General features: G+C 66.9%; 19 protein-coding genes and 1 pseudogene. 11 read left to right on the top strand and 9 right to left on the bottom strand.

Annotated elements, in window-relative coordinates:
- Positions 1-97 precede the first annotated feature (97 nt).
- From OSB52_RS20020 to OSB52_RS20030, 3 genes are all read right to left on the bottom strand, one after another.
- Positions 98-1,372 carry an APC family permease gene (locus tag OSB52_RS20020; protein WP_372512457.1) on the bottom strand — a complete coding sequence of 425 codons (1,275 nt, stop codon included), beginning with the start codon at positions 1,370-1,372 and terminating at the stop codon, positions 98-100.
- On the bottom strand, positions 1,369-2,271 hold the full coding sequence (locus OSB52_RS20025) for a serine hydrolase family protein (protein ID WP_266063283.1): 903 nt from the start codon (positions 2,269-2,271) through the stop codon (positions 1,369-1,371). Before OSB52_RS20025 ends, OSB52_RS20020 begins: the two co-directional genes overlap by 4 nt.
- Before the next feature lie 154 nt (positions 2,272-2,425).
- Complete coding sequence (locus OSB52_RS20030) at positions 2,426-3,310, bottom strand: phosphatase PAP2 family protein (protein ID WP_266063284.1); 885 nt, start codon at positions 3,308-3,310, stop codon at positions 2,426-2,428.
- 177 nt (positions 3,311-3,487) lie between these two features.
- Between OSB52_RS20030 and OSB52_RS20035 the strand changes: the two genes are divergently transcribed.
- Complete coding sequence (locus OSB52_RS20035; RefSeq protein WP_266063285.1) at positions 3,488-4,600, top strand: ferredoxin reductase; 1,113 nt, start codon at positions 3,488-3,490, stop codon at positions 4,598-4,600.
- A gap of 8 nt (positions 4,601-4,608) precedes the next feature.
- On the top strand, positions 4,609-5,850 hold the full coding sequence (locus tag OSB52_RS20040) for a fatty acid desaturase family protein (protein WP_266063286.1): 1,242 nt from the start codon (positions 4,609-4,611) through the stop codon (positions 5,848-5,850).
- Between the two features lie 95 nt (positions 5,851-5,945).
- On the opposite strand, the gene OSB52_RS20045 is transcribed toward OSB52_RS20040, so the two are convergent.
- The gene (locus tag OSB52_RS20045; protein WP_266063287.1) at positions 5,946-7,199 is read right to left on the bottom strand and encodes an esterase/lipase family protein; all 1,254 of its coding nucleotides are present in this window, start codon (positions 7,197-7,199) and stop codon (positions 5,946-5,948) included.
- Positions 7,200-7,536: 337 nt separating this feature from the next.
- On the opposite strand from OSB52_RS20045, the gene OSB52_RS20050 reads away from it, so the two are divergent.
- Together OSB52_RS20050 and OSB52_RS20055 are read left to right on the top strand one after the other, a co-directional pair.
- Entirely contained in the window at positions 7,537-8,655 is a 1,119-nt protein-coding gene (locus OSB52_RS20050; RefSeq protein WP_266063288.1) for a hypothetical protein, read from the top strand.
- A 19-nt stretch (positions 8,656-8,674) separates the two neighbouring features.
- A complete protein-coding gene (locus tag OSB52_RS20055) occupies positions 8,675-9,142 on the top strand; it encodes a hypothetical protein (RefSeq protein ID WP_266063289.1) in 468 nt (155 codons plus the stop codon).
- 186 nt (positions 9,143-9,328) lie between these two features.
- Here OSB52_RS20055 and OSB52_RS20060 read toward each other — a convergent pair whose 3' ends face one another.
- Positions 9,329-9,997, bottom strand: a complete 669-nt coding sequence (locus OSB52_RS20060; RefSeq protein WP_266063290.1) for a fasciclin domain-containing protein — start codon at positions 9,995-9,997, stop codon at positions 9,329-9,331.
- 200 nt (positions 9,998-10,197) lie between these two features.
- On the opposite strand from OSB52_RS20060, the pseudogene OSB52_RS20065 reads away from it, so the two are divergent.
- Positions 10,198-11,726: pseudogene (locus tag OSB52_RS20065) on the top strand (molybdopterin-dependent oxidoreductase).
- Here the strand turns inward: OSB52_RS20065 and OSB52_RS20070 are convergent.
- The gene (locus tag OSB52_RS20070) at positions 11,718-13,232 is read right to left on the bottom strand and encodes a flavin-containing monooxygenase (protein ID WP_266063291.1); all 1,515 of its coding nucleotides are present in this window, start codon (positions 13,230-13,232) and stop codon (positions 11,718-11,720) included. The pseudogene OSB52_RS20065 and the gene OSB52_RS20070 overlap by 9 nt on opposite strands.
- 337 nt (positions 13,233-13,569) lie before the next feature.
- Here OSB52_RS20070 and OSB52_RS20075 point away from each other — a divergent pair, with 337 nt between their 5' ends.
- The gene (locus tag OSB52_RS20075) at positions 13,570-14,145 is read left to right on the top strand and encodes a TetR/AcrR family transcriptional regulator (protein ID WP_235721650.1); all 576 of its coding nucleotides are present in this window, start codon (positions 13,570-13,572) and stop codon (positions 14,143-14,145) included.
- Between the two features lie 88 nt (positions 14,146-14,233).
- On the top strand, positions 14,234-16,492 hold the full coding sequence (locus tag OSB52_RS20080; protein ID WP_266063292.1) for a molybdopterin-containing oxidoreductase family protein: 2,259 nt from the start codon (positions 14,234-14,236) through the stop codon (positions 16,490-16,492).
- Here the strand turns inward: OSB52_RS20080 and OSB52_RS20085 are convergent.
- Positions 16,453-17,022 (bottom strand): DinB family protein, encoded by a 570-nt coding sequence (locus tag OSB52_RS20085; protein WP_266063293.1) that lies wholly within the window; start codon positions 17,020-17,022, stop codon positions 16,453-16,455. The genes OSB52_RS20080 and OSB52_RS20085 overlap by 40 nt on opposite strands.
- Positions 17,023-17,134: 112 nt before the next feature.
- On the bottom strand, positions 17,135-18,706 hold the full coding sequence (locus OSB52_RS20090) for an AMP-binding protein (RefSeq protein ID WP_266063294.1): 1,572 nt from the start codon (positions 18,704-18,706) through the stop codon (positions 17,135-17,137).
- Between the two features lie 135 nt (positions 18,707-18,841).
- Here OSB52_RS20090 and OSB52_RS20095 point away from each other — a divergent pair, with 135 nt between their 5' ends.
- A complete protein-coding gene (locus OSB52_RS20095; RefSeq protein WP_266063295.1) occupies positions 18,842-19,651 on the top strand; it encodes a LuxR C-terminal-related transcriptional regulator in 810 nt (269 codons plus the stop codon).
- Between the two features lie 140 nt (positions 19,652-19,791).
- Here OSB52_RS20095 and OSB52_RS20100 read toward each other — a convergent pair whose 3' ends face one another.
- The gene (locus tag OSB52_RS20100) at positions 19,792-20,061 is read right to left on the bottom strand and encodes a DUF7218 family protein (protein ID WP_266063296.1); all 270 of its coding nucleotides are present in this window, start codon (positions 20,059-20,061) and stop codon (positions 19,792-19,794) included.
- Between the two features lie 165 nt (positions 20,062-20,226).
- Here OSB52_RS20100 and OSB52_RS20105 point away from each other — a divergent pair, with 165 nt between their 5' ends.
- From OSB52_RS20105 to OSB52_RS20115, 3 genes are all read left to right on the top strand, one after another.
- Positions 20,227-20,715, top strand: a complete 489-nt coding sequence (locus OSB52_RS20105) for a Rho termination factor N-terminal domain-containing protein (protein WP_266063297.1) — start codon at positions 20,227-20,229, stop codon at positions 20,713-20,715.
- 112 nt (positions 20,716-20,827) lie between these two features.
- Complete coding sequence (locus OSB52_RS20110; protein ID WP_266063312.1) at positions 20,828-22,081, top strand: helix-turn-helix transcriptional regulator; 1,254 nt, start codon at positions 20,828-20,830, stop codon at positions 22,079-22,081.
- Positions 22,082-22,227: 146 nt separating this feature from the next.
- Positions 22,228-23,316 carry an S-(hydroxymethyl)mycothiol dehydrogenase gene (locus OSB52_RS20115; RefSeq protein WP_266063298.1) on the top strand — a complete coding sequence of 363 codons (1,089 nt, stop codon included), beginning with the start codon at positions 22,228-22,230 and terminating at the stop codon, positions 23,314-23,316.

A 23,316-nucleotide genomic window follows, 5' to 3' on the forward strand; every position in this document is an offset into this window, starting at 1 on the left:
AGGGGATATCCCCTCGGATGGGCCTGACACGGCTGATTGCGGTCAACGCTCTCGGACTCCAGTCACTTTCATGGGAATCCGGAATAGTTGGTTGGTACTACCTGCGGGGATGCCGTATCGTCCGCACCAGATAGACGGCCACGCCGAGTGCGACCACCACGCAACCGGCGATCACCGAGCCGACCGGCAAAGTCGCGGCGAGGCTGACACAGCCGACGAGACCCAGGGTGGTGACCACCCGCGCCGGCCGCCGCTCATCGCGGGTCAGGGTGGCCGCCGACGCGTTGGCGATGGCGTAGTAGAGAAGCACACCGAACGACGAGAACCCGATTGCGCCACGCACATCGACGGTGGCGGCCAGCACCGCAACGATGACGCCGATCGCCAGTTCGGCATGATGCGGCACCCGGTGCTGTGGATGGATCGCGGCCAGCCAGCGGGGCAGGTGACCGTCGCGCGCCATGGCGAGGGTGGTACGCGAGACACCCAGCACCATCGCCAGCAGCGAGCCGATCGCCGCGACCGCGGCACCCACTTGAACCACCGGCGCCAATCCGGAAGCACCTGCGGCGCGCACGGTTTCGACGAGTGGTGCCGCTGCGTCGGCCAGCCCGGCAGGTCCGACGACCGCCAACGCGGAGACCGCCACCGCCGCATAGACCACCAGGACGATGCCCAAAGCGGTGGGGATCGCACGACCGATGGTGCGGGCGGGGTCGCGGACCTCCTCGCCGAGCGTGGCGATCCGCGCGTACCCGGCGAAGGCGAAGAACAGGAGTGCGGCAGCCTGCAGAACCCCGTACACGGACGCATCGTCGCCGATCGCGAGGTGCTCGCCCGTGTCGGCCGGAGTCGACGACACCGCGGCCACCACCACCGCCGCCAGCACTGCCAGCACCACCGCGACGATCGCACGCGTCACGAGCGCCGACTTCCGGATGCCCCGATAGTTGACCGCCGTGACTGCGACAACTGCGGCCACCGCGACGGCGTGCGCGTGGTCGGGCCACAGGTAGACACCGACCGTCAAAGCCATTGCGGCGCACGATGCCGTCTTGCCCACCACAAAACACCACCCGGCGAGGTAGCCCCAGATCTCGCCGAGACGTTCGCGGCCGTAGACGTACGTGCCTCCGGAGACGGGGTACAGCGCGGCGAGTCGGGCCGATGAGGTGGCGTTGCAGTAGGCGATCACCGCGGCAATCGCCAGACCCACGAGCAGGCCCGATCCGGCCGCCTGCGCGGCCGGCGCCAGCACGGCGAACACGCCGGCGCCGATCATCGATCCGAGGCCGATGGTCACCGCGTCGCCGACGCCGAGGCGCCGTGTGAGTGCACCACCCGACGTGGCGTCGTTCGTCACGACGGTCAGTGTAGGTGGGCAACCACCCCGGGAAGATGAACGTTCGGTACCGCGAGGTGGCCGGCGCCAGGTGAACCGATGCGACCGCGTAACACGCCGACCGCTGCTGTCGCAGCCATGGTCACCGACCGGCGCAGCGTCTGCCAGTCGGGATCCGGGAATGTGTGCCGACCGAGAACTGCGACCACGAATCGCCGGTCCGCGCCGACGAACCCGGCACTGTGCAGATGTGCGGTGTCTGTCGGCCACCGCATCCAACCTTGTTTGGCTGCGGTGACGTCACGAATCCCGGGCGCCTGCAGACCGAAGTCCTGCGCGAAACCGTCGGCGGCGACGGGCGGTGCCTGTGCGAGAGCGCCGATGATGACGTCGGCGTCGGGTGGCGGCATCTCGGCCACGTAGGCCAGGAGCCGTGTCGCATCGGATGCGGTCGTGGTCATCCAACCCCAGATATCGGGCTCGATCGGGGCCGCGGTGTCGGTCAGCCCGAGTCGAGTAGCCACCCGTCCGACCGCGCCCATCCTGTCGAACCTCGTCCACAAGTCGTTCATCGCGCTGTCATCGCTGGGACCGAGTGCGCGGCGGATGAGTTCGACATCGTTCTCGCTCAGCGGGAGAGCAGCGGAACGTCGGCGATCCAACATGTCCACCGCGACGACGACTTTCGCCAACGATGCGCTGAACATCGGCCCCATGGCCTGGCCGTTCCCGACCACGTCGCCGGTGACGCGGTCCAGGACGGCCACCGCCACGTCGACGTCGGCTATCGCACCCGCAGCGACGTCGGCGGCGCGCATCGCCCGTGACCCGATGCTCGACGAGTGGGCCGTGTCCGCGGCCGCCGTGGTCCGCTCGGCCGGCAACCGTGCTGTCGGAACGCGCAATCCGATCATGGCGGTGATCAGCAAGATCGTGGCGACCCCGGCCCACCGCGTGACCGCACCACCCGTGCGCCTGCCGGTGATGGGTCGTGTGCCGCAACGTCGTCTCGTAGGTCCGATATGTCCGAATCTACGCCGTTGGCCGCTGTGCGGCCGCTCGCGCGCATTGGTGCCGAACGCGTCAGCGAAGGGTCGGGGGTGGCGCGCCCACGGTCGGTCTGGCCTCGGCTGTCGGGCTGCGATTCGCGCGGCGCGCGGTTCGGCCCACCCCGAGCGCGAGGACGGCCATCGACATCACCGCCGCGATCGCGCCGGCCGCGGCGACCTGCGTGATGGTCGGATAGAAGATGGCCACCACCGCGGGCGCCGACACCGTGATGAGCAGCGGAATGGGTAGTGACCACCGCGGCGCCTGTCCACGGACCGTGCCCCGCCACGGGTCGGGCAGCAGCATGCCGACGCCCACGACCAGCAGGGTCGAGATGATGACATCGCTGGGTCGGTGCCAGCCGGCGGCGACGATGACGAATTCGAGCACCGCGGCCCAGGTACCCACCAGGGTGCCGACGTAAGGGCGCAGGAGGGGCGGACTGGCCAGCACCAGTACCACCACGACCGCCGTCACCGCGGCGGCATGACCACTCGGCGCGGAGTTCGCGGTCTCCGCGATCCAGGAATGCAACTGCGGACGCGTGAGCACGTGATCACGCAGGAACTGCACGACCAGCACCGTCGCCGGCGCGAAGGCCAGCAGTGCGGCGGTGCTCGCAAGGCCACGGCGGGCGTCGGTGCGTGAGGAGAACCGGCGGCACTGCACCAGCACCACCACCGACGCCGCCACCGCGATCCACAAGGCGGGATTGGAGACGACGTCGATGGTGAGCGGGAGAGGGAGGCCATCGACCGCAGGGAGGGCCCGGCACACGTCGAGCAGCCATTGATCGACGCGCTGGCCGGGCCGCGTCCACACGGCCACGGCGAACACCGCGGCCGCAAGGAGGAATGCGGCCGTCACCACCGCTGCGCGCGAGAGGGAGGAACGTCGCGCAGCGGTGGATCCGGTCACGAAAGCCAACCTAGAGGCCGAAGCTGGGAGCATTCTGCAGACAACCTGAGGACTCTCAGTGTTGACTGGGTGTCTGCGGTCGACTCGAGCCCACGGTCGCCCGGAAGTCGATGGATCGAACCCCGCCCGCGCGGTTCTGTGTACAGTCGTGCACAAGGTTCACCGGAGGTGCCACGCATGGATCTGCTCAAGTGGAGCAAACGCCCGGCGGCCGACGTCGAGGCCAGAAAACCAGAGGTCAACATCGTGCGCGGGCTCATCGCCCGCGCCACCACGCCATTGCTGCCCGACGACTACCTGCACCTGCTCAACCCGCTGTGGTCGGCGCGCGAACTGCGCGGCCGTGTGCTCGAGGTGGTGCGCGAGACCGAGGACTCGGCCACGGTCACCATCCGCACAGGGTGGGGGTTCCCGAACTCGTACAAGCCGGGTCAGTACGTCGGGATCGGGCTGCAGGTGGGCGGTCGCTGGCATTGGCGGTCGTACTCGCTGACGTCGATCGGCGACACCTCCGACAAGACGATCGCGATCACCGTCAAGGCCAATCCCGACGGTTTTCTCTCCACACATCTCGTCGACGGGGTGTCGCCGGGGACCGTGATCCGGCTCGCCGCACCCAAAGGCGATTTCCATCTGCCCGAGCCGCTGCCCGACAGCGTGCTGTTCCTCACTGCCGGCAGCGGCATCACTCCGGTCATGTCGATGCTGCGGTCGCTACGGTCGCGGGAGAACGTGCCCGACATCGTCCACGTGCACTCCGCGCCGACCCGCGACGACGTGATCTTCCTCGAGGAACTCGAGAAGATGGACGCCGACGTCCTCTCCTACGACCTGCAGTTGCAGCTGACGCGCGAGCAGGGCAAGTTCGACATCGGGCAACTCGACGCCGAGGTGCCGGACTGGCGGGACCGCCAGTGCTGGGCGTGCGGGCCGGTGGCAATGCTCGACACGGTCGAGGAGCGCTTCACCGAGGAGGGCCTGCGCGACCAGTTGCACATCGAACGGTTCGCGATCGCGCGGACCGATGTGGGTGGTGAAGGCGGCACCGTCACCTTCGCCAAGTCGGGGAAGACCGCCGAGATCGACGGCGCCACCACACTCCTTGAAGCAGGCGAGGAGTTGGGAATCCAGATGCCGTTCGGCTGCCGAATGGGTATCTGCCAAACCTGCGTGGTACCCCTCGCCGGGGGATATGTGCGCGACCTGCGCAACGGCGAGGAACGCCGCGAGGGTGAACGAATCCAGACATGCATCAGCAGCGTGTCCGGGGAATGCACACTCGACCTCTAGGGGGATCGATGGCCATCACCGACATCGACCAATACGCTCATCTGACCGACGCCGACGTCGAGGCCCTCGGGGCCGAACTCGACGCGATCCGGCGCGACATCGAGGAGTCCCGCGGCGAAGCCGATGCCCGCTACATCCGACGGGCCATCACGATTCAGCGCAGCCTCGCCGCCGGTGGCCGGCTCGCGTTGATGTTCAGCAACCGCAAGTCGGCATGGGTCGCCGGCACCGCCATGCTCTCGCTGGCCAAGATCATCGAGAACATGGAGCTCGGCCACAACGTGATGCACGGTCAGTGGGACTGGATGAACGATCCCGAGGTGCACTCGTCGTCGTGGGAGTGGGACACCACCTGCCCCAGCGTGCAATGGAAGCACTCGCACAACTTCGTGCACCACAAGTACACGAATGTGGTGGGGATGGACGACGACGTGGGCTACGGGATTCTGCGTGTCACCCGTGACCAGCCGTGGGAATGGTGGATGGTCGGCAACCCGATCTACAACCTGACCCTGGGCACGTTCTTCGAATACGGTGTGGCGCTGCACCATCTGGAGACCGAGAAGCTGCGCAACAAGGAGAAGTCGTATCGTCAGGCGTTCAAGGACCTGCGGATCATCGGCCGCAAGGTGGGCAAGCAGGCCGCCAAGGACTACCTGATCTTCCCGGCGCTCGCCGGCCCGAACTGGAAGCCGACGATCGCGGCGAACTTCACCGCCAACATCGTGCGCAACTACTGGGCGTACATGGTGATCTTCTGCGGCCACTTCCCCGACGGCGCCGAGAAATTCACCGTCGAGGAGTACGAGAACGAAGATCAGCCCCGCTGGTACCTGCGACAGATGCTGGGCTCGGCCAACTTCCGCGCCGGACCGCTGATGCGGTTCATGAGTGGCAACCTCAGCCATCAGATCGAGCACCATCTGTTCCCCGACCTGCCGAGTAACCGGTACGAGGAGATCGGTGTCCGGGTGCGGGCGCTGTGCGACAAGTACGACCTGCCCTACACCACGGGTTCGCTTGCCCACCAGTACTTCCAGTCGTTCCGGACGATTGCGAAGCTGGCCGTGCCGAACGCTTTGCTCAAGGCGACGTCCGACGATGCACCGGAGACCGCGTCGGAGTTGCGGTTCGCCATGCGCGAAGGCATGGCGAATCACTTCGGCGTCGATCCGGCGACCGGGAAGCGTCGGGGTCTGCGCACCGCGCTGCGCGAACTGAAGAACGCGCCGGTGCAGCCGGCCGCGTAGCAAGCCCGGCCTCGACCGGAACGGTCGGCGGTCAGAAACTGGCGGTGGGGGCGCCGATTTCGTAGTACGAACCGGCGATTTTCGGTCGGTTCGTACTACCGATCCGGGGGTGCGCTCGGCAGCGCGCGGCGTGGTCGCAGCTGGGCGAGCAGCCAGGCGTAGATGTCGTCGTTGTTCAACAACGTGAAATGGTGTGCACCGCCGAGGTCGAGGCCGTCGGAGAACCGCAGGCCGAGGCGGCTGCGGGTGGGTTCGCCGCGACCACTCGGTGCGAGGACCAGGCCGTCACCGATCAGGCGGCCCAATGGGTGAGCGGGGTTGCGTGTCATCGTCGCGGTGACGAACAGGTGGCGCGCGGTGGACAGCAGCGGGACGTCGGCGCCGGGGGGATGCTGCCAGGCGTCGCGATCCTGCTCGGCCCAATCGGCTGCGGTGAGATTCCCGTGGAACAGATCGCGTACCCCGGCGCTGCGCCGACGCAGCAGGTTGCTGATCGGACGTGTGGCCGAGAGTGGCTGCAGCATCGACGACAACACATGGACGCCGCGCTCGAGCGGTGCACCCAGATGCGGCGTACCCAAGCACACGGTCTCCGTCACGAGTCGAGGCCACCAGTCGCCACGCTCGGTGGCGTGATGGCACGCACTGCGGATCACCAACCCACCCATGGAATGCCCGATCAGGGTGAGTCGGGAGACCGGCACCGGCCACAGCAGCACCAGATCGGCCAGCAGATCGGCGAGGTCGAGCCCGTTCTGGCTGATGTGCCGGCCGGAGTTGTACCGGATCTGGACCTCGCCGGCCGAGATGTCCGCGGAGAGTCGGTGTCCGTAGCTCGGCCGACCCCCGATGGTCCACGCCTGTTCAGACTCCATCAACCCGTGCAGAAAGACGACGACGTGGCCGCGTGCGTCGGAGAATTCGTCTGCGATGGCCGCGGGACGAACCGGGATCGGCCGACCTGCGGACCGGATCGACATGCGGGCGGCCAGGGGTGAGTCCGCCGCGTCGAGGTCGTCGCCGATGAGCCCGTTGAGAACGCCGAGGGCAACGGCGCCGTGGGGGGTCTGGGAGACGGCGAACGTCGAGGCGGGCATGGCATCGGCGGCCGACGACGCGGTGTCGAGTAGGGCATCCATCGAGAGGTAGGCGCCGTCGGTGACGGCGTCGTGGACCATCCGTGGCGAGTCGATGGCTGACCCGAGAACCGGCCGAAGCGCGCCGAACACAGTGCCCGCGACCGACCGGTGCATCGCGCCGAGGCCGGACACCGCGGAGCGCAACTCGGTGACGCCCAACTGGGCGAGCGCGCCGAGTTCGTCGGTCCGGGCCGTGGGAGATCCGATCATGCCATTGAGTGTACGCCCGTTCACTCAATATCGACGGTCAGTCGTCGATGTGATGCACGGCCGGGCATGCCATCGGTCCGGCCGACCGGTCCCCGCCCGGGGGCCGACCGCCACGTCCGCGTCGACGCGACGACGGCAGGGTTTTGTTCCCCGTGTCCATCCATCGGACCAATGGCCGTCGTTCGCAGGAAAGACATTCGGCTGCTGCAGATTCCGGTCTGGTGACGAGCGACCTACGTTCGGATCGCTCCATCCACCACACAGAACGGATCGAGACATCATGCGAGCACACGTCTACAGAGCTTCACTGGTCCGCGCATGCCTCACCGTTGCGACGATGTTCCTGATAGTCCTCCTGCCCCTGACGCATGCCGAGGCGGCGTCGACCACGGGTATGGGTAACGATCGGTCATCGTCGCAATCCGGAGATGGCAAGAGCGGCAAAAACAAATCGTCCCCGTCCGGCGGAGGCGGGATCAACAAGATGACCCCCCGGGCCCAACCGGGACCATCGGCGGGCGGCCGCAACAGCGGACCGTCGTCGGGCGGGAACGCCGGCAACGTGCCGCAGCGGAGCGCGCCGCCCGCGGCCGACAAACCGAACCGCCCGCGCAAGGCCACCCCGAAACCGGATCGGGGACCGAACAAGTTCTCCCCGAAAACCCGAGCGCCACAAACTCAGACGAAGAACTCATCGGAGCGGAGTCGGTCGTCGCGCAAGAAGCGCGAGCGGCGAGAACAACGGCAGCAGGAACAACGGGACAGACGGACCGCTCCGCCTGCCGACCGACCCGCGCCGCGGTACGAGCCGACATCGCCGCGCCGCGATGATGACGATGGATCCACGAGGCTGCTGAACGGTCCCGGGGCACACGGAATCGACGGCGAAGACGACGATCACGACGGCATCGTCGACAACGAGCAGTGCGATGTCGTATGCCCGTTGTCGCCGGTTCCGCCGATGATCGGTGGCGGCTTCCCGGGAATGCGACCCCCGGCCGTCCCAGGACGGCAGGCACCTCCGAAGACACCTGCGCCACGTCAGTCACCCGCTCCGAGGACCACCGAGCCGCGGCCAAGCGAGGAGCCGGACGAGTACCGCGACCGAGGTGACGGACGCGACGCGAAGGGGCGCTACGCCAACGGAAACGACGGTCGGAGCGGCAAGGACGCGGAGAAGCGAGAGCTCGACAAACTCGAGGACGACTTCGGCGTGCCCATCATCCGGGACCAACGTCGCGCGTCGTTCGAGGGTGGAAAACAAGGTCGCTTCTACGACGGGTTGATCCCGAACGGCGACGGCACGTACTCGGGGATCGAGATCAAGAGCGGAAGCGCGGGCAAGACGCCGCAGCAAAAGCAGTTCGATGCGCGTGTCAGTCCGGAGACCCCCGCAACGGTGACACTCCCCGACGGCACCAGAGTTAAGATCACCCACGTGATAGACCGGCCATGAACGCGAAGGATGACTTGCGATGAAACCGACGCATGTGTACGAGTTCTCGGACGGCACCACCGTGACGATGGACTCCGGGATGCCCGCTCGATTCGTCACTCACCCGCTCACCCGATTGAACGGCGGAACCAAGAAGCACATCATCCTGTCCCGGCTCGTCCGCCAGGAGTGGCTCGACGACTTGAGCGAGCACGAACGCGACGAATCGTTGTCATCGTTCCTGCAAGCCGGCGGCAGCGCAGACGCGATGACATTGGAGGTGCGGCGCAAGGAAGCCGACGGGACCTATGGCCAGTACGTTCTGGGGCGAGGAGAGGTGGCCGATGCGGCCGGCGGCGCGGATGTGGAGATCGCGGTCGGGGAACACTCCTACCGGGTTGCCCAGAACGAGGTCTTCACCGCCGAGGCTGCGGGCACGGTGTTCCTGCATTACCTGCGCCACAACGAGGTACCGGCCGGCATGTCGCTGCGCGAACTCGTCCGGTGAGGTGATCCGGCCGTAGCAACGACGACGAGGAGCGTATCGAGACCTCCGCGAAAGGTGGTCTCGATACGCTCCTCACTACGTTCGTCACTACTCGACCAGCGCTGAAGCCGTGTGGCGATTACCTCGCCGGCGGCGTCAGCGCCGTATCGACCAGCGACTGACGCCGTGGTGCGAGCGGTGTGGCGATCACTCTGCCGGCGGCGTCAGCACCGTATCAATCAGGTAGACAGTGGCATTGGCGGTCTGCACGCCACCGCACACGACGCCCGCGTCGTTGGCCATCAGCTCGTCGCCCTCACCGGTCACCTCGACCGACTGGCCCTCGAGTAGGGTTTCGTGCTCACCGACGACTGCATCCGGGGCAGCCTGGCCGGAAACCACGTGGTAGGTGAGGATGTCGGTCAGCATCGCCGAATCAGTCTTGAGCGTCTCGATGGTCTCCGGCGGGAGCTTCGCGAACGCGTCGTCGGTCGGTGCGAACACGGTGTACTCACCGTTGTTGAGCGTATCCACCAGATTCACTTCGGGATTCAGCTCGCCGGACACCGCCTGGGTCAGCGTGGTCAGCATCGGGTTGGCGGCTGCGGCGGTGGCGACCGGGGCAGTGGCCATTCCCTCCACCGAACCGGGGCCGGTCGGGTTGGCTTCGGCGTACGCCGCGCAACCGGGGCCGACGAGGCCGGATGCGGCAGTGTCCGAATCACTTTCGGAGGCCATGCTGCTCATGGGCGCGCTGGTCGCGGCGGTCGTCTCGGAGGAGGAGTCGTCGTCGGATGAGCAGCCGGCGACGAGTCCGACGGCGAGCGTGACACCTGCCGCGGCCGTCAGAACACGTTGAATTCGCTTGAGAGCCATGATCGATCCAATCTGTGGTTGACACCCCGCCGCGTGGCGGGTTGTAGGTCATTCGGCGCACCTGCGCAGCCGGATGGGTCGGATTTGCGGGATTTCGAAAACTGGCTCATCGATGCAGGTCGGCGCGGTGCACCAATCCGGTGAGTCCGCGCGGACGAATGCCTGGCTGAGACCTGAAGGCCGCGGCGAGGAGGCAGACCATGCGAGTCGAAACATATGTACGCGCAGCCGTGGCAGGCATCCTCGCGGTGGCGGCGGGGGTCGCGGTCGGTGAGCTGGTGGCCGTGCTGGTGTCACCGTTCGCGTCGCCCTATCAGGCGGTGGCTGCGTTTCTCGTCGACCACGCACCCGCGTTTGCCCGCGAATGGGCCATCGATACGTTCGGCACCGCCGACAAGCCCGCGTTGATGGTGGGTGTCGGCGCGGCGTTGCTGGCGCTGGCCGTGGTGGCCGGGATCATCCAGGTGCGCAAACCCCCCTGGGGGATCGCGGTCGTCGTCGCGTTCGCGGCGTTCGGTGTGGTGGCGACGACGACGCGGCCCACGTCGGACCCGTCGTTCGTGCTGCCGCCGCTGGCCGCAGGCATCGTCGCCGCCGGCGTGCTGGTGCTGCTGTGTGCCGGATCGAGGATCCGGACGGCGGAGGCCGGATGGAATCGCCGACAGTTCCTGACCGCCGCCGTGTTGATCGGCGCGGCATCGGGCGCGTCCGCGCTGGTCGCGCGGCAACTGTCGCGGGCGGGCGATGTGCTGGCCGAACGTCGGCGCGTGAGGTTGCCGGTGCCGGCATCGGCTGCCGAGCCGATCCCGGATGGTGCACAACTGCAGATCGAGGGCGCCACGCCGTTCGTCACCGACAACGCGGAGTTCTACCGCATCGACACCGCCTTGCAGGTGCCGCGGCTCAGCACGCAGGACTGGCGGCTGCGGGTGCACGGCATGGTCGACGACGAACTCACCCTCGACTGGATGACCTGCTCGCGATGTCCATGTCCGAACGTGTCATCACGCTGAGCTGCGTGTCCAACGAGGTCGGCGGAGATCTGGCCGGCAATGCCCGCTGGCTCGGCGTGCCGATGCGCGACATCCTGGACCGCGTCGGAGTGCGCGGCGACGCCGACATGCTGCTGTCGACCAGCGTGGATGGCTGGACTTCGGGTACCCCACTCGAGGCCGTCACCGACGGGCGCGACGCGCTGCTGGCCATCGGCATGAACGGCGAGCCCCTCCCGCTGGAACACGGCTACCCGGTGCGTCAGGTGATCCCGGGTCTGTACGGATTTGTGTCGGCCTGCAAATGGGTCACCGACTGGGAGATCACCCGCTTCGACCGCGCCCAGGCCTACTGGACCGAACGGGGTTGGGGTGTGCGTGCACCCATCAAGACCGCCTCACGCATCGACCGGCCCGCTCCGCTGTCCACACAGCCGGCCGGACGTGTCGTGGTGGCCGGCACCGCCTGGGCGCAGCATCGGGGCATCAGCGCGGTGGAGGTCCGGGTGGATGACGGCCCGTGGCAGCGGGCCGAACTCGCGGAGCAGTACTCCATCGACACCTGGCGGCAATGGACTTTCGCCTGGGACGCCGTACCCGGTCAGCACACCATCTACTGCCGGGCGACCGACGGCGCCGGCCGGGTCCAGCCCGAACAGCGCGTGGCCCCGATCCCCGATGGCGCGACCGGATGGCACAGCCGGGTCATCCGCGTCGCGGATGCCCAGTCACAGTGATCGTGCGCGTACCGGCACACGGCCGAACACCATTGACTTCTCGATGTCGTCGGTGTGGTGATCGATGGCGTCGCGGTAGTAGTTGTGGCGCACCTTCCAGTAGCCGTGGGTACCCGACTTCGGGAGTGCGTCCGGCGCCCGCAGGACATAGCCGGCCTTGAGATCCCACAACGGCTGCGACGGCATGGACACCTCACCGAGATGCGGGTATGCGTGGGTGTAGCCGTGGGAACGCATGTAGTGCAGCAACTTCGCGAAGGCGCGTGCGGTCATGTCGGCACGTAACGTCCACGACGCGTTGGTGTAGCCGACCGACCAGGCCAGATTCGGGACATCCTCGAGGAGATGGGATTTGAAGACGAACCGGTCGTGTGGCTTGACCTCGGCATCGTCGACCCGGATGCGGACTCCGCCGAAGGCCTGCAGATTGAGTCCGGTGGCCGTCACGATGACATCGGCATCGAGATGCCGTCCCGACTTCAGTGCCACCCCGGTGGTATCGATCCGGTCGATGTGATCGGTCACCATCTCCACCGAGCCCGCCGAGATCTGCTCGAACAGATCGGCATCGGGCACCATGCACATGCGTTGATCCCACGGGTCATATGACGGATTGAAATGCACGTCCACCGGATAGTTGTCCGGAAGCTCCTTGCGCACCCCACTGGTCAACAGCTTGCGGCCGATCTTGGGGAAGCGGTGCAGGGCATGCACCATCGCGGCGGTCTGAGCTGCGTACCGGGTGCGGATTACCTGATGGGCTGCTTTGGGGGGCAAGAGCTTTCGGATCAGGGGATTGAGCTTCTGGGCCTGGGACATCGACACGATGTAGGACGGCGAGCGCTGCAGCATCGTCACGTGGCCGGCGCTCTTCGCCAACGACGGAATCAGGCTGACCGCGGTGGCGCCGCTGCCGATCACCACGATGTTCTTGCCGGTGTGGTCGAGGTCATCGGGCCACTGCTGCGGGTGCACCACGGTGCCGGTGAAGTCGTCGATGCCGGCGAACTGAGGTGTGTAGGGATCGTCATAATCGTAGTAACCGGTCGCGAAGTAGACGAACCGGGTGCGGTAGCTGCGGGACGCGTCGTCGGCGGTGGCCGAGATCGTCCACGTGTCGGTGCTTGAATCCCAATCTGCTGCGGTGACATGCTGACCGAAACGGATGTGGTCGGCGATGCCGTACTTCTCGGCGGTGTGCTCAACGTAATTGCGGATGTCGGCGCCTTGGGCCAACGCCTCGGGTCGTCGCCACGGCTCGAACGGGAAACTGAGGGTGAAGATGTCGCTGTCGGAGCGGATGCCCGGGTAGCGGAACAGGTCCCAGGTGCCGCCGACGCGTTCGCGGCGCTCCAGGATGAGGTAACGCAACGTCGGGTTGTCCTGGGTGAGCCGGTAGGCGGCGTCGATACCGGACAGGCCGGCGCCGAGGATGATCACGTCGTAGAAGTCGTCCCGGTCGGCAGGCTCATCCACCGGGGACACGCTTGTGTCGATCTCACTCATCGCAACCTCCTCGTCGAGCGATGCCGTGTCGGGGTGGGTAGCGCCTGGCACACACTCCCACCATTGGGGTCACGGTAGTTCCTCGCGACCGCGAATATGGCGGATTCGGCAAGTGCTCCGACTGCGAATCGTGTACTGGCGCAACGATGACCCAGGGGTCTGGCGGTGGCCGGTCGACGTCCGGACCACCCCTCGAACGATCCACGCGCACACCGATGTCTGCGGTTGTCAGCGCCGCGACCGTCGCGCGTCCGGCGTGCGGCCCCGACCGCTGCACGCCGGCGCACCGACTGCCACCGCCGTCGCCGAAATGCGACATCGGTGTTGCATGTACGCTATGCCTGTGACGCACGCCACGCAAGTTCGTGCCGACGTCGAACGCAATCGCGCGGCCATCATGACTGGTGCGATCGGGCTACTCGGCGTCGAGCCGAACGCATCGATGCAGCAGATCGCCGAGGCGTCCGGGGTGAATCGGGCGACGCTGTACCGGCACTTCGCCAGCCGTGACCAGCTGATGAGTGCACTACACGCGAAGGCGCTCGACGATTCGGCCGAGGTCGCCCGTCGGCTGCCCGCCGATGGGCCGGTGGTGGCGGCCCTGCGGGCATTCCTCGACGATGCGATCACGATCGGAGAGCGCTACCGCTTCATCCTGATGTATCACCGCACCGATCCTGGCCTGTTCGACGTCGAGGCCCGGGCCACGGTTCCGGTCCTCAAGGCCATACGGCGAGGTCAGGAGGCCGGTGAGATCGATCCGCGCCTTGAGCCGGTGTTCGCTGCCGGCCAGATCACCATGCTGGTGATCGGTGTCATCGGACTCGTCGAACGCGGTGCGATGACACTCGAACAGGCCCGTCGGCAGGCGCAGATCAGCTTCGGCAACACGTTGGCCGTACCGGTTCGATGAGGCCGGTCGCGGCATTCGCCCATGACCGCGACGGTATCGTGCAACACTTGTTGTCAGATCGTGTTGGCATCAGCCCTGGGGAGTCACCATGCGTCAGGAGAAGGTCACTTACTGCCGGATCTGCGAGCCCCTCTGCGGGATGATCGCGACGGTCGAGAACGACGAACTCATCTCGCTGCGACCGGACAAACAGCATCCACTGTCGAAGGGCTTCGCCTGCCCGAAGGGCATCGCCTTCACCGAGATCGTCAACGACCCCGACCGTGTGCTGCATCCGCTGCGGCGCACCGCGGACGGCGGGTTCGAACAGGTCTCCTGGGACACCGCGCTCGCCGACATCGGTGAGCGTCTACGTGGGGTGCATCGGCGTCACGGCAGTGCGGGGATCGGGTGGTACTTCGGCAACCCGGCGACCTTCTCCACCGGGCACACGCTGTGGACCGCGACGTTCATGAACCTGCTGGGCAGCCCACACGTCTACTCGGCGGGGTCGCAGGACGTGAACAACCGGTTCGTGGCGAGCCACTTCCTCTACGGCAATCCGGTGGCAGCCCCGATCCCGGACATCAATCGCGTCGACCTCCTGGTGATCATGGGTGCCAACCCGGTCGTATCCCACGGCAGCGTGATGAGTTCGCCGCGCATCCGAGAAGGGCTCAACGCCATCACCGCGCGCGGCGGGCGAGTGCTGGTGATCGATCCGCGGCACACCGAAACCGCCCGCGAGCACGAGTGGTTGCCCATCGTGCCGGACACCGATGCGTTGCTGTTGCTGTCGCTGCTGCACGTCATGTTCGAGGAGAAACTCGCCGACGACACCCGGCTGCGGCAGCGCGCAGTCGGACTCGACTCGCTCAAGCGCATCGTCGGCGAGTACCCGCCGGAGCAGACGGCGACGAGCACCGACATCGACCCCGACACGGTCCGGGCGCTCGCGCGCTCGCTGGTGCGCACCGAACGGGCCGCCGTATACGGCCGGATCGGCACCTCGTTGGGCCGCGCCGGCACCCTGACCACCGCGTTGCTGGACATGGTCAACCTGGTTGCCGGTAATCTCGACGTCGTCGGCGGGTCCATGTTCGGCGACCTCGGCATTCCCGGCCAACGATTCGGAGTTGCCGCCCTGCAACGTGTGTCGCGGTTTGCGTGGTCGGGGCGGCGGAGTCGGGTGGGGGATCTGCCGCAGGTGCTGGGGACCGCGCCGGCGTCCGTGATGGCCAAGGAGATCACCACGCCGGGGCGCGGGCAGCTGCGGGCGTTGTTCGTCAGTGCCGGAAACCCGGTGTTGTCGGTCCCCAACGGCACCGAATTGGCCGACGCGCTCGACGATCTCGACGATCTCGACCTGCTGGTGTCGCTGGACATCTACCGAAACGAGACCAACGCCCACGCCGACTACATTCTGCCCGCCACCACGATGTATGAGCGCGGCGATTTCCTGCTGCCGTTCCAGGCGTTGTTCACCACGCCGTTCAAACAGGCCACCGACCCGGTGATCGCACCGCGAGGTGAGGCGCGTGAAGAGTGGACGGTCATCAACGAACTCGTCGGAGCCTTGTCGCGGCAGGTGCCCGCGTTGGGGGCGCTCCACGCGATGAACACGATGGCCACTCGGGTCGGTCGCGCGTGGAATCCGGAGCGGCTGTCTGATGTGGTGATTCGAATGGGTCTGGGCGGCGATCGGTTCGGTCTGCGCCGCGGTGGGCTGACGTATCGACGGCTGGTGCGTGACGAACCGCACGGCGTCGTCGTCGGCGACGGTCTGATGCCCGGTCGGTTACGCGACACCATCACCTACCGTGACCGCAAAGTGCGCCTCGACGCTCCCGAACTTGTGGCCGAGCTCGACCGCGTGGCCACCGCGGCAGACCCGCGACTCCCACTGCGACTCATCGGGATGCGCGAGATCAGGTCGGAGAACAGTTGGCAGCACACCGCCCCGATGTTGCTGCGTGGCGGTCGTGAGCACGCAGCGCGGCTGCACCCCGACGACGCCGAGGCCCGAGGTATTGCCGAAGGTGATCTTGTGGTGGTGCGCTCGGCGCACGGGCAGGTGGAGCTGCCGGTGACGATCACCGACGACATCAAACCCGGTGTGGTGGCCATCCCACACGGGTGGGGTCACAACGGTTCCGGCGGCTGGACGCGGGCCAACGCCGCCGCTGCCAACGATCTCGGCAGCGGCGGAGTCAATGTGAATGCGTTGATCTCTTCGGACCCCGACGACCTCGAGCGACTTGCGGGTATGGCCAACATGACCGGGGTGCCGATCGAGGTGAGCCTGCTCGCCGGTGCACGCGACGAACGTCAGCCGATCGCCCACTCGCTGGGGTCGGTTCCGTCGTAGAGTGCTGCCATCGTGTTCTGACCGTCGAGCGCTTCGCGGATGATGTCGGCGTGACCACAGTGGTGCGCGGTCTCGCGGAGCTTGTGCAACAGCATCTTGCGGATGGTCCACCACTCGCGCTCCGGCTGCCACGGTGCGGTCATCTGCGGGATCAGTTCGTCGAGGCCGGCGGACTGTGCGACGTAATCGTCGAGGGCGGCGGCCGCCCGGTGGTACTCCTCGACCCACCCGGCGAAGGTCTCGTCGTCGGTCAGCTCGTAGGCGTGCGCGGCTTTCTGCATGTCGAACTCCGCTGTGTCGTCGCGTTCGACGAGCTCCTCCAGCGTGCTCTGCTCACCCATCGCGAGGTGTTTGACCAGTCCGCCGAGTGTCAGCGTGCTGACCGTGGTGCGCTGGCGGGCCTGTTCCTCGGTGATCCCTCGTAGCGTCACCGTGAACATCTGCCGCTGATCGGCGAGGAGGGTGAGCAGATCCTCCTTTTCGCCGCTGACGGTGAACGGAAGTGTGACGGGTGTGTAGGTGCCGGCCATGATCGTCCCTCTCGTTGTCGTTGCTGGTGAAGTCAACGCTAGGAAGGAATGCGGACAACTTCGGTCCTGGTTTCTGGCCGATCAGGGGTGCGGCTGGTGAGCTCGCTCCTGGTCAGCTTTCTCGTTTGCGCAGGATGAACCGCTGGATCTTGCCGCTCGGGGTCTTGGGCAGCGCATCGACGAAGTGGACGGTGCGCGGGTAGGCGTGGGCGGCGAAGCCGGTCTTGACCAGCTGCTGCAACTCGGCTTCGAGTGCGTCGTCGCCGTCGACCCCGTCGGCGAGCACCACGAACGCCTCGAGAACCTCGCCGCGCAGCTCGTCGGGGCGACCCACTACCGCGACATCGACCACCGACGGGTGGGTGATCAGCACGCTCTCCACATCGAACGGTCCGATACGGTAGCCGGCCATGATGATCACGTCGTCGTCGCGGGCGGTGAAGTAATACCGGCCGTCGTCGTCCTTGCGGCCGGTGTCGCCGGTCAGATACCAGGCGCCGTCGGGGGTGAAGCGGGCCGCGGTCTTGTCCGGTGCGTCGAGGTAACCGGTGAAGAACAGCAACGGGCTCTGTGCGACCTCGATAGCGATCTGACCGTCGACGATGCCGGTGGCGAATCCGGGCATCGGGGTGCCCATCGATCCGGGCACCAACGGCTGCGCCACGTCGGGATGCCAGTGGTTGTTGATGAACATGCCGTGCTCGGTCTGCCCGTAGTGGTCGCGCACCTCGGTCTGCAATGTCTCACGGGCCCAGTCGATGACGTCCGGGGTCAGCGGCTCTCCTGCCGACGACGCCCGGCGCAACGCGAAACCGGTGAACGACGGGTCCTTGGACAGCGATCGGTACACGGTGGGCGCCGCGGCGAAGTTCGTGACGCCCAGCTGCTGCATCACCTTCGTGGTGACGTCCGGGGAGAAACCGGCGTGCAGCAACAGGTTTCGCCGACCGATCGCCATCGGCCCGAGGATGCCGTAGTACAGGCCGTAGGCCCAGCCGGGGTCAGCTGCGTTCCAGAACACATCGTCGGCGTTCACGTCGAGCCCGTAGTGCATGTAGCAGCTGAATGCCGCCAACGCCCGCACCGGAACCGGTACGCCCTTGGGTGCGCCGGTGGTGCCGCTGGTGAACAGCAGGATCAACATGCCGTCGCCGCCCACCGCGACCGACTCGTCCACCGGGTCGTGTGCGGAGACGAGCCCGTCGAACTCCTCGCCGGCAACGACGGTCGTGATGCCGTCGATTCCGTCGAGCTTGCCGACCTGGCTCGGCTCGGTGATCACCACCCGGGCGTTGCCGGCGGTCAGCCGCATCTCGATGGCGGGCGTCGCGAATGCGGTGAACAGCGGGATGTAGACGGCACCGAGACGGGCGATGGCCAGCAGCGACACCACGAGTTCGGCGCGTTTGCCCATTAGTACACCGACGGTGTCACCGCGGCCGACGCCCATTTCGGCGAGCGCGGCGGCGAATCGTTTGGAGGCGTCGGCGAGCTCGCCGTAGGTCAGGTCGACGGTCACCAGGCGGTCGTCGTCGACATCGATGGTGGTGAAGGCGACCGCGGCGGGGTCGTGCCGGTCGACCAAAAGGTGCGCGGCGTCGGCGGTGTCGGAGCCGAACGTGGCGATCCACTCGTTGAGGGTCTCTTCCACGGACGGATGGGCAGTGGATGCGGTCTGGGTCATCGTCGAACCTCGGGTCGGGAACGGTGGTCATCGCCGCGGCACCGGTTGCCAGGCCACGGGTAATGTGGGTCACATTGTGCGCGTGCCGCGGCGGACGGACCACCCCCCGAAGAGGGGGAGAACCCAGGAGGTGACATGAGCGAGACCACATCTGTGCGCGATGCGCTGCGCCGCATCCGGCGGTCCAGTGGTGTATCGCTCGCGTTTGCCGGCATGGTGTCGGTGCCGCCCACCCGACAACGGCAGGCTGTGCGTCTCGAACACTTCGAAGGCGCCACACGTGGCGCCCTCAACGGTGTTGCCGTCGACGTCGGGCACGGCCTCGGCGGCAAGGTGGTGACGATGCGTCGGCCGCTCGCGGTGGACGACTACCTGCGCACACCGCACATCACCCACCGCTACAACCCGATCATCGCCACCGAGGGACTCGGCGCGATGGCGGCCGTGCCGGTCATCGTGGATCGCAGCCCGATAGCCGTGCTCTACGGGGCGGTGCACACCGACAACCCCCTCGGTGGACGTGCCTTTGACATTCTGGCCGACGAAGCCCGTGCGCTCGAGCAACGCATCGTCGCCGAGCGGCTATCGGTGGCGTCGCCGGACCGCGACGAACTGCGGGACCGCCTCACCGACGCATACAGCCGACTGCGTCGGCTGCAACGATCCGTCGACGACGAGACGTTGGCTGCCGAGATCGAACGCATCGGCGACGGCCTGCTCGATGACACGCCCGACGTGAACCCAGCGGTGCGGCTCACCCAACGTGAGCAGGACGTGCTGGCGCTGGCCGCGCTCGGTCACGGCAACGCCCGGATCGCCGAGGAACTCGGTATCGGCGTGCAGACCGCCAAGGGGTACATGAAGGACGCGATGGCCAAACTCGGGGCCACGACCCGACTGGAGGCGGTTGTGCTCGCCCGGCGGTCGGGTCTGCTGCCGGGGTAGGGAAACCGTCTTTGGTGTCCGCCGGCATCACCGGTGAGCGTGCCCGGATGGATTATCCAGCTGACGGCGGCCAGCGGTGATGCCGGCGGACATGTGGTCGTGGCCGAATCGACCGATCGCGCTTCGTCCGGAGAGGCGGCCTAATGGTTGCGTAGCTTCTCGATCAGCTCATCCTTCTTGAGGTCTGAATAACCCGTGATGTCCAGTTCCTTTGCGCGGTCCTGCAATTCGTCGACCGTCCAGTCTTCGTAGGCCGGCGACTGGCCGCCCTTCTCGCCGACCGACGACCGGGACTCGTTGGCTGCCGCGTTGGCGATGCGCGCGGACTTCTCCTTCGAATTGCCTGCGTCCCGCAGCTTTTCGTAGAGCTCGTCGTCCTTGACCGAAGGGCCCGGATCACGTTCTGGCATATCGACACCTCCTGTGAGTGGAACGGACGCCTTGTGGGTACCCACTATCTCCCGACGTTACGCCGACGCGCCATCGAAGACGGCAGCTCCGCCTCGACCTGCCCGTTAGGGTTTGGTAGAGACCGACATATCTCGCAGACGGCGCACGACACGGAGGAGACGCACATGGGCAAGAAGAAGAAACTCATCGGCCGCCTCGAAAAAGAGGTCGAGCGGTTGCAAAGTGAACTCGAACGCGCCGAGAAGGACGCCAAGAAGCGACTCAAGAAGGTCGAGAAGGACGCCGCTGCCCTGCAGGGTAAGGTCCTCGCGCTGATCGGGCAGAAGGATTCGGGCACGGCGACGCCAGCGAAGGCGACGGGGGACAAGGCGACCGGCGACAAGGCGACCGGGGACAACGCAGGGAGTGCTCAGGAGAAGCCCGGGTCGTCGGCGTCCGCTTCGGCGCCGAAGGCGGCTGAATCATCAGCGACGAAGGTGCCTGACGCCCCGGAGTCGACTCCGCGTCGGCGGGCACCGGCCAAGAAGACCGCGTCCAAGTCCACGGCCTCCGGGCAACCCACCGTCGCCCAACTGCGGTCGGAGGCCAAGACCAAGGGCATCAAGGGCTATTCGACAATGACGAAGGCGCAACTGATCGACGCGCTCGGCTGATCGGGCGATCACCGCCCGACGGCCGCGGGCTGCGCAGCACTACTGTTGACCCGTGACCACGCGCGAGGTGCGGACTGCCGTCGAGCCCAGCGCTGCGCAACGCGACGGCTGCCTGCAGCAGCTGCGGGCGGTGCTCGACGGTCCGCTGCCGGAGATCGCCGCACGATTCTCCCGCTTCGTAGGTTCGCAGTGGCCGCATCGTGCGTTGATCATCTTCACCCGCGAGTGCACCGGCCGTCCGCGAAAAGTCGCCGGCGACCGGGACATCGTCGACCGCGTCACCATCGACGAACTCGACGCTCTCAAGGAGACGGTCGACCCGGGAACCGCAGCGGCCGCCATCGCGGTCGTCGGTGGCGTGACCCGCGACGTGCTGGTGGTGCGGGATGAGACCGACACGCTGCTCGTGATGATCCCGAAGCCGTCGAGGTCCGCTGGTCCGGGCGCCGGAGACCGCCTGGTGTCCTGTGATCAGCTGCGGGGATGGTTCGCGATCGTGGCGACCTCGATCCGCCAGCAGGTGGCGCAGGCCAGCCCCGACTACCTCGCCGAGTCCCGCGCCGCCTCCAGTGAACGCGCCCGGACCATCGCCCAGCTCACCCAGACACACGAGGACGCGCTGGTGTCGATCCTCGGGACATTGCGTGCGCGCGACCTCGACGATCGGACAGCACGGTCGGCGGCCGCGGAAACCGCATCGGCCGCGCTGATCGCGTTGCGGTCGGTGAGCGACTCCGACCACAAGCTGGCCACCGAGGATGTCGACTCGGCGTTCGCGCGCCTGCGAGTCGAGTTCGGGCCCGTCGCCGAGCAACTCCACGTCGACGTCGACTACGTGGCCCCCACCGCACGCGGACGCAACTTGCCCGGCGAGATCGCGCACGCGGCCCGAGCCATTGTGCGCGTGGTGGCGGTCGCATTCGGTACGCAGCGCACGGTGTCCAGGTTGCGTATCGCGTGGGACTGTAGCGGCAACGAACTGGTGGTCGACGTGCGCGATCAGGGAGCCGGTGATCTTGACGGTGATGCGCTGACCAGGCAGTTGGCCGGCCGGCTGCAGACCCTCGGTGGGCGGCTGGAAGTGGAGACGCTGGCCGGCTGGGGGAGCCGGGTGACGGCGCGGATGCCGCTGGACAGCGCCGCGGAACGGCCCGACCAGAACGTGTTGTCGACGCTGAACCCACGCGAACTCGAGGTGCTGGGTCACCTCGCGTTGGGTCGCCGCAACAAGGCGATCGCCGCGGAGCTCGGGGTCAGCGAGAGCACCGTCAAATTCCACGTGACCGCGATCCTGCAGAAGCTGCAGGTGTCCAACCGGGGTGAAGCCGGTCTGCTCGCGGCGCGCGCGGGGATCACTGCGGAGTGAGCCGACGCACTACCGCTGTACTTTCGTCTAGGTAGAACCATCCATTCGGCCGGATGCATGTATCCGTCGACGTCACGAGACTGAGACGAGTAGCGGACCGTCCGGTGGCAGTCCACCCACACATCGAGAGGATCGAGAAAACCGATATGTCGCAGACAGTCAAGGGAGTCATCTCACGGAGCAAGGGCGCGCCGACCGAGGTGGTCGACGTGGTGATTCCCGATCCCGGACCACGGGACGTGGTGGTGTCCATCAAGGCGTGCGGGGTGTGCCACACCGATCTCGCCTACAAACAGGGCGGCATCAACGACGAGTATCCGTTCCTGCTCGGTCACGAGGCCGCCGGGACCGTCGAGTCGGTGGGTTCGGATGTGACCCACGTCGAGGTGGGCGATTTCGTCGTCCTCAACTGGCGAGCCGTGTGTGGTCAGTGTCGGGCCTGTAAGCGGGGTCGTCCGTGGTATTGCTTCGACACCTTCAACGCCAGTTTGCCGATGACGCTCGATGACGGCACCGAGCTGACTCCGGCGTTGGGTATCGGCGCGTTTGCGGAGAAGACCCTGATCCACGAACTGCAGTGCACCAAGGTCAATCCGGAAACCGATCCCGCAGTGGCCGGGCTACTGGGGTGTGGCGTGATGGCCGGTCTCGGTGCCGCGATGAACACCGGCAACGTCGGGCGTGGCGATTCGGTGGCCGTGATCGGTTGCGGCGGTGTGGGTGACGCCGCGATCGCGGGTGCCAAACTCGCCGGCGCGACCACCATCATCGCGATCGACCGCGACCCGGCCAAGCTTGAGTGGGCCACCGACCTGGGCGCCACCCACACCATCAACGGACTCGAGGTCGACGATGTGGTGACCGCCGTGCAGGATCTGACCGACGGCAATGGTGTCGATGTCGTGGTGGACGCGGTGGGACGGCCGGAGACCTACAAGCAGGCCTTCTACGCACGCGATCTGGCCGGCACCGTGGTGCTCGTCGGCGTGCCCACCCCGGAGATGACCCTCGAGATGCCGCTGATCGACTTCTTCTCGCGTGGTGGTGCGCTCAAATCGTCGTGGTACGGCGACTGTTTGCCCGAACGCGACTTCCCCATGCTGATCGACCTGTACGAGCAAGGAAGGCTCCCGCTGGAGAAGTTCGTCACCGAGCGCGTGGGCTTGACCGACGTCGAAGCGGCGTTCGAGTCCATGGAGGCCGGCAAGGTGCTCCGTTCGGTGGTGGAGCTGTAA

The organism is Gordonia aquimaris (assembly GCF_026262595.1).
Taxonomy (GTDB): Bacteria; Actinomycetota; Actinomycetes; order Mycobacteriales; family Mycobacteriaceae; genus Gordonia; species Gordonia tangerina.

What these genes read in the sequence shown, in the direction of transcription:
- OSB52_RS20035 (WP_266063285.1), top strand. Translation starts at nt 3,488, where the DNA reads ATGGATCTGCTCAAGTGGAGCAAACGCCCGGCGGCCGACGTCGAGGCC.
- OSB52_RS20040 (WP_266063286.1), top strand. Translation starts at nt 4,609, where the DNA reads ATGGCCATCACCGACATCGACCAATACGCTCATCTGACCGACGCCGAC.
- OSB52_RS20045 (WP_266063287.1), bottom strand. Translation starts at nt 7,199, where the DNA reads ATGATCGGATCTCCCACGGCCCGGACCGACGAACTCGGCGCGCTCGCC.
- OSB52_RS20050 (WP_266063288.1), top strand. Translation starts at nt 7,537, where the DNA reads ATGTTCCTGATAGTCCTCCTGCCCCTGACGCATGCCGAGGCGGCGTCG.
- OSB52_RS20055 (WP_266063289.1), top strand. Translation starts at nt 8,675, where the DNA reads ATGAAACCGACGCATGTGTACGAGTTCTCGGACGGCACCACCGTGACG.
- OSB52_RS20060 (WP_266063290.1), bottom strand. Translation starts at nt 9,997, where the DNA reads ATGGCTCTCAAGCGAATTCAACGTGTTCTGACGGCCGCGGCAGGTGTC.
- OSB52_RS20070 (WP_266063291.1), bottom strand. Translation starts at nt 13,232, where the DNA reads ATGAGTGAGATCGACACAAGCGTGTCCCCGGTGGATGAGCCTGCCGAC.
- OSB52_RS20075 (WP_235721650.1), top strand. Translation starts at nt 13,570, where the DNA reads ATGCCTGTGACGCACGCCACGCAAGTTCGTGCCGACGTCGAACGCAAT.
- OSB52_RS20080 (WP_266063292.1), top strand. Translation starts at nt 14,234, where the DNA reads ATGCGTCAGGAGAAGGTCACTTACTGCCGGATCTGCGAGCCCCTCTGC.
- OSB52_RS20085 (WP_266063293.1), bottom strand. Translation starts at nt 17,022, where the DNA reads ATGGCCGGCACCTACACACCCGTCACACTTCCGTTCACCGTCAGCGGC.
- OSB52_RS20090 (WP_266063294.1), bottom strand. Translation starts at nt 18,706, where the DNA reads ATGACCCAGACCGCATCCACTGCCCATCCGTCCGTGGAAGAGACCCTC.
- OSB52_RS20095 (WP_266063295.1), top strand. Translation starts at nt 18,842, where the DNA reads ATGAGCGAGACCACATCTGTGCGCGATGCGCTGCGCCGCATCCGGCGG.
- OSB52_RS20100 (WP_266063296.1), bottom strand. Translation starts at nt 20,061, where the DNA reads ATGCCAGAACGTGATCCGGGCCCTTCGGTCAAGGACGACGAGCTCTAC.
- OSB52_RS20105 (WP_266063297.1), top strand. Translation starts at nt 20,227, where the DNA reads ATGGGCAAGAAGAAGAAACTCATCGGCCGCCTCGAAAAAGAGGTCGAG.
- OSB52_RS20115 (WP_266063298.1), top strand. Translation starts at nt 22,228, where the DNA reads ATGTCGCAGACAGTCAAGGGAGTCATCTCACGGAGCAAGGGCGCGCCG.